Here is a 14,724-nt window from a genome sequence, read left to right on the forward strand (position 1 = left end):
GATTTATAAATACACTTTTTATCACATCAGGCTACGCAATAAGTCAGGGAAAAGTCCAAGCAGAATAGAACCGAAAGTAGTGATTCCGAGAATTATCTTATAAAAAGGCGTTAAACTGATTGCTTCGCCCTCGCTTTCTCTCATGTAAGCAGCAATAATCGGTTTGAAATAATAATAGATACCTACTGCCGACATCAAAATAGCTACTACCAATAACCAGATATGTCCTCTGAAAGCAGCATCTGAAAATACATAAAATTTACCCCAGAAACCTGCTGTTAAAGGAATACCTGCTAATGAAAGCATTGATATTGCTAAAATGAAAGCTAGAAAAGGATTTCTTTTAGATAGACCGTTTAATACTGCTATACTTTCGTCTGGTCTTCCATCGACCAGTTTTTCTTTCGATACTGCCATCAATACACCAAAGGCGCTGATGGTAGCCAAAGAATAGGCCAATGAATAAAATACGATTGAATCATCTGATTTATTGCTTAAACCCACTACTGCCATCAACATATATCCGGCATGCGATACACTCGAAAACGCCAACATACGTTTGAAGCTTCCTTGCGATACTGCCGTAACATTGCTGATAATTAAGCTTAATACTGTCATGATAATTACCATTACCCACCAGAAACTATAAATAGGTGAGAATGATACTTCTAATATGCGATAAATAGCGGCAAATCCAGCTGTCTTTACAATAGTTGACATGAAAGTTGTAAAGATTGTCGGAGCACCCTCATATACGTCTGGAGTCCAGAAGTGGAATGGCGCCGCAGATACTTTAAACAATAAGCCAATTAATAAGAAAGTAACACCCACATATAAATACACTGAAGAGTGTTGTGTTGATACCATTTGCGTTACTACAGTACGGGCTGCATCAATATTGAAAGAGTAATTGGCACCATATAACATAGCAATACCAAACAACATAATACCTGTAGCAAATGACCCCATTAAGAAATATTTAAGAGCGGCTTCATTTCCTCTCAGATTACGTTTATCACTGCCGGTCAGTACATACATCGAAACAGAAAGAATCTCAACACCGATAAAAAGCATAATCAGGTTCTGGAACCCTGTCATCATAATTGCTCCTACCAACGAAAACTGCAGGATCGCAAAATACTCTGCTGGTTGTGCATGTTCATCGTCAATAAAACCCTTTGTTAATGCAATAATCAAAAACGCAGAAAGCAGAATAACAGCTGATAACAGGATAGTAAAGTTATTGACCTGCAACATATTGTTGAAGTACAAGCCCGGTTTGTTCCAGTCGTACAGATTGGCAAAAAAGGCAAGTGTTACAAAAAATAAGGTAGCAGGAAGTAAAACTTTCTTAGATTTAAGAAAACCTAAGAAAAGAGTAATAATTCCGGTAATAGAAAGTACGAGTATTGGATACATAATATCTATTGAGCATTATCAGTTCGCTACTGTCGGGAACGAACTGTAAATTAAGGATGAATCAGTTGTAATAAACTATTAACCGCAGGTTCAGTAATTTTCAAAAACACATTAGGGAAAATACCCATCAATAAAACTACGGCAGCGATAGGTAATAAAACGGCAATTTCTGTACCTTTCACATCGCTGAATTCAGATGTAACGGCATTACGTTCGCCAAACATAGAGCGTTGCATCATGCGTAGCATATATACAGCACCCAGGATAATGGTTAATCCAGCTATGCCACCTAGCCACGCATTTTTATCAAATACGCCTTTCAGCAATAAAAACTCTCCTACAAAACCATTGGTTAAAGGCAAGGCTACGCTGCCCAACATGATAATCATGAAATAAATACTAAGTGCCGGAGTATTTTGGGTAATACCGCCCAGAGAGTTTAAATCTCTTGTATTGGTGCGGTCGTACATAATTTTTACAATGAAAAATAAACCTACTGCATTGATACCATGCGCTACCATTTGTAATAAAGCACCCTGGATACCACTTAATGTGCCAGATAGTACCCCTGCTGCCATTAAGCCCATATGAGCAAATGAAGAATAAGCAATCAGACGTTTGATATTATTCTGTTGAATAGCGATTACAGAACCATAAATCAAACCGATTATTGAGAGAACCATCGCTATCATGCCATAGTTTGACAAACCTATCGGAGCCAATGGTAATAAGATTCGGATTAATCCATAAACCCCCATTTTCGACAATAAACCAGATAATAACATCGTAGCGGCAGTTGGCGACTCGCTATAAGTATCCGGTTGCCAGGTATGGAATGGTAATACAGGCATTTTGATAGCAAAGGCTATAAAGAAAGCCCAGAATAGTAAATTCTGACTGGTAGGCGAAAGGAATTTAGCCGCAGTATATAGCTCCTGAATATTAGCCGTAGATGCTTTGATGTATAAATATACAACGGCCACTAACATGAACAAACTTCCAAACATGGTATAAACAAACATTTTGAAAGTAATTCTTGGTGCATTTACTCCTCCCCAGATAGCTGCTAAGAAATACACAGGAATTAGGGCAACTTCGTAGAAGAAATAGAATAAGAAAATATCTTTTGCCATAAAAACGCCCATCAAAGCGGCTTGCGCTAATAAGATAAGCGAGTAGAAAGATTCGGTTTTTTTATAGCTATACTTGAATGTAGAAAGAACAATCAACGGTACTAAGAAACCTGTCAGAGCAATCATTAGAAGACTTATACCATCAATTCCTAAATGGAAATTGATTTTCAAATCTTTCATCCAGGCATATTTGATTTCAATAAGCGTTTGAGAATCAAAAGTAATAAAGGCGTATGCAGCTACGGCAAACTCTATCAATGAAGTCAATAAAGCTATATTTTTTGATACTCCAGCATTACTACCTCTTAATAAAAACAGTAAAAGACTGCCAATAAGGGGAATTAGTATAAGGATTAGTGCTAACATCCGGAATTATTTTTAAATTTTTAAGTCGTAATGTTTAGTTGGATTATTTTATTCCAACAAATGCTTTAATTGTTTCCAGAACCTGATAACCCAGGTTGATTCCTAGTATTATCGTAATACCAATTACCATAGCAAATAAATAGAAGCCTGTTCCACCGGCTTGTAATCTGCGGGTAAGATTGCTGAATGAATTCACCATATTACCAACGCCGCGTACAATTGCATCAAAACCTTTAGGTTCAAATACATTCACAAAGAAATTTGATAAGCTTTTCACCGGATTTACGAAAATTGCCCAGTATACCTCATCAATATAATATTTGTTGTAAATCACTTTCTGTACACCTGTAATTTCGCTGTCTTCGACAGGTACGTTTTTGCTGCCACCAAATCTTGTATAAGCTATAAAAATAGCAATTAACGCAGCGCCCAACGAAATTCCCATAAGCATCCACTCTGTTGAATGTTCAACCGGATGTGCTCCGAACTCAGGATTAACAGCTTTTGATCCTTCATAAATAGGATTCAAAAAGTCTGCTAATAAATGAGGAGCATGAAAAACTTCAGGCATACCTATAAAACCTCCAACAAATGAGAAAACCGCTAAGACCATCAAAGGAATAGTCATGCTTGCCGGAGATTCATGCAAATGGTGTTCTTGCTCGTGAGTACCTCTGAAAGAACCTGTAAAAGTAAGGAAGAACAAACGGAACATATAAAATGCCGTCATCATAGAGCCAATTAATGCCAAAACCCACATCAATTTATTATGCTCGTATACATGTGCTAAGATTTCATCTTTTGAGAAGAAACCGGCTAGTGGGAATACTCCTGAAATAGCTATAGTACCTATTAAAAATGTAATAGCAGTAATTTTGATTTTGCTCCATAAACCACCCATTCTGCGAATATCCTGTTCACCACTCATGGCATGAATGACACTACCTGCCGCTAAGAATAATAAGGCTTTGAAGAAAGCATGCGTAATTACATGGAAGAAACCCGATGTATAAGCAGATACACCTAAGCCCATAAACATATATCCCAACTGACTGACAGTAGAGTAAGCCAATACTTTCTTAATATCATTCTGGAAAATACCAATTGTTGCAGCGAAAACGGCCGTTGCCACACCAATCCAGGCTACAAATTCCAATGTTTCAGGGGCAAGTGTGTATAGAATATTCGAGCGAATAATCATATATATACCCGAGGTAACCATGGTAGCGGCGTGGATTAGGGCTGAAACCGGAGTAGGGCCGGCCATTGCATCCGGTAACCAGGTATATAAAGGTATCTGAGCCGATTTACCCATCGCACCAATAAATAGGAAGCCTGTAATAGCAATGATAGTGCTATCGCCTACGGTTAAACCTTTCGCTTTTTCGAATACTTCTGTGTATTCAACCGAGCCGAAATTTAATATTATCAGGAAAATACCAATCAAAAAGCCCAGGTCACCAATACGGTTCATGATGAAGGCTTTTCTGGCGGCATTACCATATTCTGTATTTTTATTCCAGAAGCCGATAAGTAAGTAAGAACACAAACCAACACCTTCCCAACCGATAAACATCACGATATAATTTGAACCCATTACCAATAATAGCATGGAGAATAAGAACAAATTAAGGAATGCCATAAACTTGCCGTATCCTTCATCATCGTGCATATAGCCCATTGAGTACATGTGTATAAGCGTACCTACACCTGTAATCACAAAGAGCATAATGATTGATAGCTGATCTATCTGAAATGAGAAATTGATTTGCAATGAGCCGACAGTAATCCAGTCGAAAACATTAATCAGAATAGGTTGGTTAGTTTCAGTGAGTTGGGTATAGGCTATTACAGTACCAATGAATGATAGTAAAGAAGCCCCGACACCAATAGGTCCGGCTAAGCTGGTAGGAATTTTACGAAACCCCAGACCGTTGATTAAAAAACCAATGAGTGGAAATAAAGGTATTAGAGTAATGATTGACATATATTAATAACCTCAGCCTCAAAGGCATGGTAAATAAGGTTTAAAAACTAGTATATCTATATTAATGAAGAGACTTACCACTTCAATTTGTCTAACAAACCGACATCGATAGAACGGATATTTCTATAAATCATCACGATAATAGCCAGACCAACGGCTACTTCTGCCGCGGCGACTGCCATAATAAAAAATACAAAAACCTGCCCCGATGCATCGGCACGATAAGAAGAAAACGCTATCAATAAAAGGTTAACAGCATTGAGCATTAACTCGATTGACATGAAAATGATGATAGCATTACGGCGTATCAATACACCCACGACCCCAATGATGAATAAAATACTTGCCAATAAGACATAATTTAGCAAAGGAACGGTCTGGATAATGTCTGGTATTTTACTTTGCATTTGCAGATTTATGGTTGTTTTTCCGAAAAGATTTCGCAAAAATAATCAACAATTATCAATAAACAATTATCAATCCTAATTTTAACTTTCTCCTAATTCTTAGAGAAATGCTACTTTTTGTACTAGAAAATTGCCTCTTAATTGCCAAAAAATTACTTATCAAGTAACATTTTTAATTTGATTTCTGTAAGCTTTCTCTTCGTATCTAATGGAAAATCTCCATTAATAATCCAATCATAATATTGCGGCTCTTGTTTTAATACCGCTTTGACGGCCTTACCATTGTGTTTGCCGAAATTGAACATAATCTCTCCTTTAGGATTCCGGGTCATTCTTTGGGCAAAATCAACAATATTAGCCGAGGTCAACTGGTGTAATACGTCCATGTCATTTTTTACAGGTTCGTATTCTTCACCTTTGTCATTTTTCAGTTTCACACCTTCGTATTTTTCTACCTGCGCACAAAGTACTTCTAAGGTAGCCAGGGTATCAACTTCGGCACTATGGGCACCATCTAATTCTCTGTTACAATACAAACGGTAAGCCGCTGAGAGCGTACGAGGCTCCATCAGATGGAAAATCCGTTGGGCATCAATCAGTTTACGATTTTTGGTGTCAAAATCCACATCAATTCTTAAGAACTCCTCTACCAGCATCGGTACATCAAAACGATTGCTGTTAAAGCCTGCTAAATCGCAACCCTCTAAAAACTGCGCTAGAGACCTGCCTATTTGCTTGAAACTGGGCGCATCTTTTACATCTTCATCATAAATACCATGAATCATACTCGTCTCCGGTGGAATCGGTACGCCCGGATTAATCAATTTTGTCTTTACTTCAACCGTTCCGTCAAGTTTGGCTTTGGCAATACACAATTCTACAATTCTGTCTTTGGTAATATTTACTCCGGTAGTTTCGAGGTCAATTACGGCAAGGGGTTTTCGGAGTTTAAGAGAATGAGTAAGCATTATTGGTCATTTAAATCAAGACACAAAGGTAGGAAATAATCGAACGGATGGAAGATTTTGTAAGTAAATTATCTGATATGTCACTATTTCTTGAATCGCTCATCCAATAAAAAATGCCACTTCGTGTCGAAATGGCATTTTAAAAGGATATATCATTTACCCTTATTTCTTCTCAATCACTTCATCAATCACAAAGAAAGGGCGTTTTTTTACTTCAATGTAAATTCTGCCGATGTATTCGCCTAAAATACCTAAGATAATCAGAATAACACCACCTAAGAAATACATGCCTACTGCCAGAGAAGCCGTTCCCGGAGTTTCTTCGGGGGCATGACCAAAAACTTTAAAGCCTATCAGTCGGTGCAAAACAAAGAAAATACCTAAGAAAAACGAGGGAATAGAGATAATAAAGCCCATATAAGTAGCCAGACGAAGCGGGAAACTTGAAAAGCCAAATAAACCGTCTAATGCTAACTGAACCAATTTCTTAAAAGTATATTTTACTTCTCCTGCTGCTCTTTCGGCTCTTTCGTAAGTAACACCAATCTGTTTAAATCCGGCAAAGGCACGCATACCGCGTACAAATCTCAATTGTTCAGGCATCTCATGTACCAGTACATTCACCACTTTTCTATCCATTACACAAAAATCACCAGAATCCAGAGGAATTTCAATGTCAGAAATCCAGGCCAGTATTCTATAAAAAGTTGAATAAGCCATTTTCTTGAAGAAGCCCTCTTTGCGTTTGGTTCTGACGGCGTATACTACTTCGTACCCCTCGCGCCATTTATCCAGAAATCTATGTAATTCTTCTGGTGGATCTTGTAAGTCACCATCCATAATGACAATGGCATCACCTTTAGCTGTTTTTATTCCAGCTGAAATCGCAGGTTGATGTCCGAAGTTTCTGGAAAGTTTTACTATTCTTACACGGGCATCTTTTTCGGCCATTACTCTCATCATAGTCAAAGAACTATCACGAGAGCCATCATCTACTAAAACAATTTCGTAATCTTCTCCCCAGGAAGGAGCAGCAGCAGTTAATCGGGTATAAAGATTTTGGAGATTTTCTTCTTCGTTAAAAATGGGAATTACAATAGAAATCATTATAACAAGGGCTTAGTGCGAATGTTTAGAGACGCAAAGATAGGGTATTTGGAACAGAAAAGGACAAAGAGCGAGAATATGAAATAAAAAAGTCTTGCTTTTTTTACTGAAGCAAGACTTTTCTTTGAAAACGCGTATGATGTAAAAACGCTTATCAACACCTGAAAGTTTCGTGCTTGAAAAATAGTTGTATTATTTTTCAGAATTGTTTCCAAATCCAATCTTTCCTGAAAGAGACGCACCATAAGGAACAAAATCACCATTCATACCCATTACTTTACAGGCTTCTGCTGCTACTCTGATAGAGTTATTGGTACTACGCTCATCTGGGTAGATATGCGCCATATTGGCTATATATAGATTTTTGGTTGAAGTTTCGCAGGCAGGTACTTTCTCAGAGAAATTCAAATCACAAACAGTAGCAGCCGTATTGGTTTTGAAGATATAGACATTTTTAATCCAATCTTCCGAAAATTCAGGATTGATACGCTTCAATGGCGGAATCATGACCTTTTTGATATCCTCATTGCTCATTTTTGCCAGATCTTCGCTCATGGCAAAGTAGCGTGACAGATATACAATGTGCGAACCATTATACTGTTCTTTCGGAATGAAATTGGTGTGCTCAATCACTCCACCAAATGGGAATCCCTGGTCGGCTACGTTCATCCAATAAATATGACTTAATGATTTCTTCAATTCCAGAATCGTACAAACAGCACCAAAATATTCAATACCATTAGCATCAAGCGGAGAGTTTTTAATCTTATCAAAATAGATAGATGGAATAGTTAACAGAAATTGATCGCCATCGCTTCCAATTTCTAAGTTTTTGGTCTTAATACCTTTTATTTCATTTTTTTCAATTTTGAACGCTTCAACAGGTTCGTTCTTAATAAGTTCTACGCCCATTTCTTCCAATCGCTTCACAAGGGCATCCATCAGGGTTTTCCAGCTTCCCTGAATATAACCCAAGCTTTCATCACCATCTTTACGAGAACCCAGACGTTGTGCCATGCGGCCAATCATCCAAGATAGAGGTACCTGATTAGAATAAGGGCCAAACTTGATATTGAGCATGGGTTTCCAAAGTGCATCGGTAATATCTTTGCCCGCCCATTTATAAAACCAATCTAAGGTAGATATTTCTTCATTTTCGCGCCATTTGGCAAATTTCCCTAAGAAAATACTTGTTAAACCAAAACGGACTTTTCCGATAATGCCCACCGGTTTAAACTTCAATAAATCAATAGGTGAATTAAAGTTATATATTTTACCATTCCTGAAAACTCCCATAGTAGTTTTTTTATAGAAGGCTTTATCTGAAATGCCTAAGTCTTTCAACAACCAACGTAGCTCGGCATCTTGTGTAAAAAAGTGATGATAGTAATGCTCTAATTGGTTGCCACCAATTTCAAAAGTATTTAGCAAACCGCCAAACTTATCACTCCCCTCAACCACAGTTACTTTCATACCTTGTTTAGCTGCTATATAGGCCGCTGCTAATCCGGTCATTCCACCACCGATTATGTTTAATTTCATATCGAAGACTAATATTTAGTTTATCTATTGAATGCTAATTGTTTGTTCTTTAATGACTTTGAACTGATTGTTTTCCAATTTACCAATTTTCATACTGAATTGTCCGCTTGGTAAATCAGGCTTGGCAACTATTGCATCAATTCTATTATTATAAAACCTTTGTGTTTTCAGGAAGTTTGTAAACTTATTAGCCTGTGTTTCCAAAGGAAATGCCAGACGATTTTTATCATTGGTAAAAATGGCATAATAACCATCATAACGAGTCCCAAATGGAACAAAAACGTTTTCAAGCTCAATATGAAAAGTATTAGAGCCATCAGTTACCTTGACTGTTTCACCGCCTGTATTAGCGACCTGATTTTCGTATAAGGCTTTATTTATGACATCAATTTCAGCCGGAGGGGTATAGTTTTTGAAATGTACACGGCTAATCCAGAGTATATCATTTACATACTTCATCACACCCGGTACGAAGCCTGCATAGTTGTAGGGAGGAATAGGTAATTTTTTATATTGGGTAATAGGTGCATGGTCGTCAGGGTTACGGGAGTTTTCAAAGGCATAATAGTAATATCGTCCATTATTCTTCCAGTTCAGAATGGTGGTTCCAAAGAAACGGCGACGGTTCTCCACATCATCCCAACTTTCGTAATAAGAAAAGAGATTGAATAGTAAAGTTACCACAATTGAAATCTGCAGATATTTCTTCCACTTGCTAACAGGCAGAATATTAAACGAGCTCAGATAAAGCACAATAAATAGTATAATCGATACTGTCTTATAACGACTCGCAAATGCTTGCTCTAAGCCCTGACTGGCTCTTGATACCGAAAAGGCCGCCCCACTTAAACCCACAAAAAGAAAAGCCGCTAGTAAATAAAGATTGAACTTTGGATACTGCAAAAGCTTCTCATACAATCTATAAAACCAATTGTGCATATCTTTTTTGGCTTTCGGCCAGAAGCGATAATATAAGAAAGTAAATAACATTACAGCCAACCAGCCAAGCATGGCTAAGCCGACTACAATAGCTACTACATGCTTCACAGTAATATCATATACCTGCACAGTACTATCAATCGGTGAGCCAAAAAAAGCAAAGAAATCACCGAGAATAATATGAGGGTATTGGGTGATATTCACCATCACATCAGGTCTGATACCCGGCTTCTTAAAATCGTGGAAGTAAAGCCAGAAACTAAAAAGTACAATTACCAGGTATTGTATTTTCTCGCTTTTGGTGCGCGCATATAAAACCAAAGGAATAGCGGCCAGAAATGAGAACATACCATTGCCATTGGTAAACATGGCTAAGAAAAACAGGATATTGGCTAAGTAAAAAGCCCAGATATTTTTATTGAACAGTAGCAAACCAAATCCCCAAAGACCAAAAATAATAACTGTATTTGGCTGCAAAGAAGTAATAGCCCAGAAGATATTCTCGATTGGCTGTGTATTGAAAATAATGAAAACGATAGGCACCAGATAAGCCAAGCCTACATTAATCTCTTTCAATAAACGATAAAAAACAAAAGGAAGAATCAATAGATACGACACACCCATTAGCATCAATATCTTGTAATTGACTTCACCGAAGAGGTTATAACAAAGCAGGGTGCTTAATCTTACATAAATGATGCGATGCTCACACATTTGAGAAAACAGTAATCCTATTTTTTCCCCAAAAGTGGTTTGTTGCATCCAACTGGCTAAAAATCCTTCTATCCCGTGCCAGTCATCATTCCAACCAATATTAAAAGCATTTTTATATACAAATAAATAAAATGCAATGATTGGAGCTAAAATCAGAAAATATATACCTGTTTTATTTTTCATTTAAAAAGTCAATGTGTTTTGCAATCACTAAGGGATTGTGGTCAAAATTGTTCAACAGATTCGACATAATCCTGAAAATGTGCTGCCGGAAGAAAATTAAAATTTACCCGATAGGAGAGTACTGTAAAAACCAAGATTAAAGCACTTAAAAAGGCCTGCATCAGAATTCCGAAAAATATCAACACAGCCCAACTTGGTAAATAGCTACTATAGATAAAAACCGTAATAATACCGGCAATAGCTACCAGAATAAGTGATGAAATAGCAATCAATAAACGGACTGAAACAGTATCAATATAGACGGCTATGGCACTTAGTCCATGTATAACTAAAGAAGTATAGTTCATCTTTGATTTACCTGTATACCTTTCACCGCGTTCTAGTCCTACTGATTTGTATAAAAGCCTTGAACGGATAATACCCCCCGGATAATGATTCCAGATGTCAGAAACGTGAGTAACTTTATCTAAGAGCTTCTTAGGAATCACCGAAAAATTGCCAAAGTTGATCACTTTTCCTGTCAGGAAAATGAAGGCATATTTATAAATCTTGTAGAAAATCTTGAAAAGGAAGCTTTCTTTGCGTTTGGTTCTGCGGGCAAAAAGAATCTCTTTGCCACCATTTTTTGATGCTTCATCTAGCAGAATGGGCAGATGTTCGGGTTTATCTTCTCCGTCACTATCCATTACTACAAAAAAATCATCGTTCGAGTGGGCATTCAGGTAAGACAAGCCAATGGCGATGGCTTTCTGGTGACCCAGGTTTTTATTCAGGTGTAAAACTTCGATGGGGTGCCCTTTGAGTTTATCTTTCTCTACTTCCAGGCTTGAGCAGTCATCAACCACTAATATGCTGTAGTCATTGTATTTCGTAGGTGTCAATACTAATCGAATCTGTTCGATAAGCTGATACAAACAATCCCAGTCATTAAAAAGTGGAGTAACAATGGTAATTTTCATACAATAAACCTCTTATAGCTACAGAGGACATCTACTTAACTAATTGGTTGTGCACAAAATTAGGAAAAATTAAGCTCGAATGCTTGAATTTGTTCATCGTATCGGCTTAAAGTTTCCTTAACGGTTGTGTCGTAGGTATAATCAAGCCATTTATTCACATCTATAAACATCTGTTTACGATTTTTCAGGAAGCCAATATTAGTAACAGATTGTACATTACTTAATCCGCCACGGTGTTTTCTATATACCCCCATTGTTTCTGGTATATAATGAATATCTCCACGCGCCGCCAACTGTATCACCAACGCCCAATCACCTGCGGCAGCTCTACTATGCCATTCTACAAAATCATGGTCACGGAAATAATTGCGATAGAAAGTACTGGCAGTGGCAATAAACCAGCGGTCTTCCAGAATATCCTGTATAGTTGAATGTATCTTCTGGGCAGACTCATTGAAATCATGTTCAGGAGACTTGTCTTCATAAATCACTTGCATATTATGGTGACAAATCATATAGTCTTTATTGGCCTCCATAAAATCGAATTGCTTTTGCAATTTTAGTGGGTCTGTCCAATAATCATCACCTTCACATAGGGCCACATAATCGCCTTTGCAAGCTTTTAATAGCATCAATACATTATTACGCCCGGCAAATTCCTTAGGTTCTTTTGGACCTTGATTTTCTTTGTGCAGAAAAGCATTGAAGAGATGCGGGTATTTGTTTACATATTCCTGAATAATAGCGGGAGCACTATCAGTAGAGGCATCATCGCCAATCACAATTTCAATCTCAAAATCAGTTTTTTGCATGAGCGCACCATCTAAGGTCTGCCGGATGAATTGCTCATGGTTGTAAGTCGGAATACAAATACTGACTTTAGGAGTAGATGGCATATGTGGCAATTTTAGTTGTTGTTTTTAATACGGTGAGGCAATAATGCAAAGAAACTATAAGTCTTACTCAGCCATTTAGGGAAAATATACTCTCTGATAATTTCTTTGGTAATCGCTGAATCAGGTTTTCCTAAACGAAGATATTGAATAGCAGCAGATACCTGTTTGAAGTATTTATCTACATATTGTTTGCTATCCAACATCATCCTATAATAACGGGCAATGTTTTTGTTGAGAGTCTGATGGAATTTGTAATCTAACTCCTGGTCAATGCCTCTATACATGCCGATACGATTTTTGAGAAACTCAGCATCAGCATAGCCATCGGTGAAACTCATACCGCTGTTGCGGTTTTTGCGGTAGACAGACATTACCTCATTCATATACTTAAACTTACCCCCACCTTTACCCAATAAAATGTATCTAGGAATATCGCCACTTTTTGATTCATGAAACCATTGTGGGTAATGATTAATCACGCCATGACGAAACAAAATAGCCGAAGTTGCAATAAACCATACTTCATCTTCACCAATAAAGTCTTCTACGGTTACTATCTCTTTCTGGTCAGGTGGGTTTACGAATTGATTGGGGTGAGAATCGTCGTCGAAGATGATTTCGGCGTTATGGAAACAGGCTACATAATCCGGGTGACTATCCAGAAAATCAGCCATTTTTTGGAGCTTATTATCGTCCGTCCAGTAATCATCACCATCCATCGGGGCAATGTACTGGCCTTTGGCTACTTCCAGGGCAACTAAAGTATTGTTTTTCCCGAAGCCACCGAGATTTTCCTGATGAAGCAGGGGAACAATAATATCGGGGTATTTCTGATGATATTCCTTAATAATGGCCTGGGTATTATCAGGAGAGGCATCATCACCTACCAATACTTCAAATTTGAAGTTTACCTTCTGACTAAGAATGGAATCCAGCGTTTTACGAATGAATTTTTCGTGCTTGTACGTCAGAACCATTACACTTACTTTTACCATCTCATTCACTTATTTTATACGCTCCGCTATTCGCAATTTCGCACTCCTGGCTCTCGGGTTCAGTTGTCTTTCTTCTTCTGTGGCTTCAATTGCTTTTCTATTAACGGCTTCCAGGGGTTTTAAATCATTTCCAAAAAAATCTTTTTCTACCTCTCCACTAAATTTCCCGCTTCTGATAAAATTCTTCACCAGACGGTCTTCTAATGAGTGGTACGACATCACTACCAATCGTCCTCCCTCTTCCAGCACATCAGGCGTTTGCTGCAAAAACTCTTCCAATACTGCCATTTCCTGATTTACTTCAATGCGTAAAGCCTGAAACACCTGCGCAAAATATTTATTTTCTTTACCACGAGGCGTAAACTTCTGTAAGACACCCTTCAAATCATTGATAGTATCTATACTTTTGTTCAATCGGGCTGTATAAATGGCTTGGGCGGCTGTGCGGGCATTTTGTATTTCGCCATACATGCCTAAAATTTTGTGCAGTTGTTCTACCGAATACTCGTTTACGATATTTTTAGCAGTAATATCAGCCTTCTGATTCATCCGCATATCCAGCTCGGCATCAAATCTGGTTGAGAAACCACGCTCAGGCGTATCAATCTGGTGAGACGAAATACCTAAATCGGCTAAAATACCATCTACTTTTTTTACGCCAAATAAACGAAGATATTGCTTGATATTGCGAAAATTGGCATCAATAAAGCTGAAATTTTTATTCTCTATCAATTTAGACTCCGCTTTGGCATCAGCATCCTGGTCGAAACCATAGAGTTTACCGATAGTAAGGTGTTCGAGAATGGCTCTTGAGTGCCCACCTCCACCAAATGTTACGTCTACATAAACGCCATCGGGCTTGATATTAAGGCCATCGAGGCATTCTTTGAGCATAACGGGCACATGGTAGGCAGACATATGAAGCAATTAAATATCAATAATAATTGCAAAAATAGTGAAAAATGAAAATATTCCTGTCTTAAGAGAAGTTTATCTATCTTTGAGTAATCAGAAAAACGCAAAATTAATTGAATGATTTTTCGTTGGAATATCTGTGTACACATAAAGGATATTCGGAAAAAGATACACTTTTACCCTAAATAACTATA

12 protein-coding genes are annotated in these 14,724 nt (G+C 37.7%); all 12 read right to left on the reverse strand.

The features are described 5' to 3' along the window. Window positions 1–21: 21 nt before the first annotated feature. The gene (locus tag D0T08_RS05190; protein WP_116981551.1) at window positions 22–1,419 is read right to left on the reverse strand and encodes an NADH-quinone oxidoreductase subunit N; all 1,398 of its coding nucleotides are present in this window, start codon (window positions 1,417–1,419) and stop codon (window positions 22–24) included. A gap of 50 nt (window positions 1,420–1,469) precedes the next feature. Beyond that, window positions 1,470–2,918 carry a NuoM family protein gene (locus tag D0T08_RS05195; protein ID WP_116981552.1) on the reverse strand — a complete coding sequence of 483 codons (1,449 nt, stop codon included), beginning with the start codon at window positions 2,916–2,918 and terminating at the stop codon, window positions 1,470–1,472. A gap of 43 nt (window positions 2,919–2,961) precedes the next feature. Continuing rightward, window positions 2,962–4,905, reverse strand: coding sequence for an NADH-quinone oxidoreductase subunit L (gene nuoL, locus D0T08_RS05200; protein WP_116981553.1), 1,944 nt, complete (start codon window positions 4,903–4,905; stop codon window positions 2,962–2,964). 74 nt (window positions 4,906–4,979) lie between these two features. Then, window positions 4,980–5,312 (reverse strand): NADH-quinone oxidoreductase subunit NuoK, encoded by a 333-nt coding sequence (gene nuoK, locus D0T08_RS05205; protein WP_116981554.1) that lies wholly within the window; start codon window positions 5,310–5,312, stop codon window positions 4,980–4,982. A 152-nt stretch (window positions 5,313–5,464) separates the two neighbouring features. Beyond that, the gene (locus tag D0T08_RS05210) at window positions 5,465–6,280 is read right to left on the reverse strand and encodes a 3'-5' exonuclease (protein ID WP_116981555.1); all 816 of its coding nucleotides are present in this window, start codon (window positions 6,278–6,280) and stop codon (window positions 5,465–5,467) included. Between the two features lie 162 nt (window positions 6,281–6,442). Next, window positions 6,443–7,387, reverse strand: a complete 945-nt coding sequence (locus D0T08_RS05215) for a glycosyltransferase family 2 protein (RefSeq protein WP_116981556.1) — start codon at window positions 7,385–7,387, stop codon at window positions 6,443–6,445. A gap of 192 nt (window positions 7,388–7,579) precedes the next feature. Next, window positions 7,580–8,929 (reverse strand): NAD(P)/FAD-dependent oxidoreductase, encoded by a 1,350-nt coding sequence (locus D0T08_RS05220; protein ID WP_116981557.1) that lies wholly within the window; start codon window positions 8,927–8,929, stop codon window positions 7,580–7,582. A 24-nt stretch (window positions 8,930–8,953) separates the two neighbouring features. Next, window positions 8,954–10,765, reverse strand: coding sequence for a hypothetical protein (locus D0T08_RS05225; RefSeq protein WP_116981558.1), 1,812 nt, complete (start codon window positions 10,763–10,765; stop codon window positions 8,954–8,956). 41 nt (window positions 10,766–10,806) lie between these two features. Beyond that, a complete protein-coding gene (locus D0T08_RS05230) occupies window positions 10,807–11,724 on the reverse strand; it encodes a glycosyltransferase (protein WP_116981559.1) in 918 nt (305 codons plus the stop codon). Between the two features lie 59 nt (window positions 11,725–11,783). Beyond that, window positions 11,784–12,620 (reverse strand): glycosyltransferase, encoded by an 837-nt coding sequence (locus tag D0T08_RS05235; protein WP_116981560.1) that lies wholly within the window; start codon window positions 12,618–12,620, stop codon window positions 11,784–11,786. Window positions 12,621–12,631: 11 nt separating this feature from the next. After that, entirely contained in the window at window positions 12,632–13,615 is a 984-nt protein-coding gene (locus D0T08_RS05240) for a glycosyltransferase family 2 protein (protein WP_116982010.1), read from the reverse strand. A 9-nt stretch (window positions 13,616–13,624) separates the two neighbouring features. After that, a complete protein-coding gene (gene rsmH / locus D0T08_RS05245) occupies window positions 13,625–14,533 on the reverse strand; it encodes a 16S rRNA (cytosine(1402)-N(4))-methyltransferase RsmH (RefSeq protein ID WP_116981561.1) in 909 nt (302 codons plus the stop codon). Window positions 14,534–14,724 lie beyond the last annotated feature (191 nt).

Origin of the sequence: Emticicia sp. C21 (genome assembly GCF_003418935.1) — a bacterium.
Lineage (GTDB): Bacteria > Bacteroidota > Bacteroidia > Cytophagales > Spirosomataceae > Emticicia.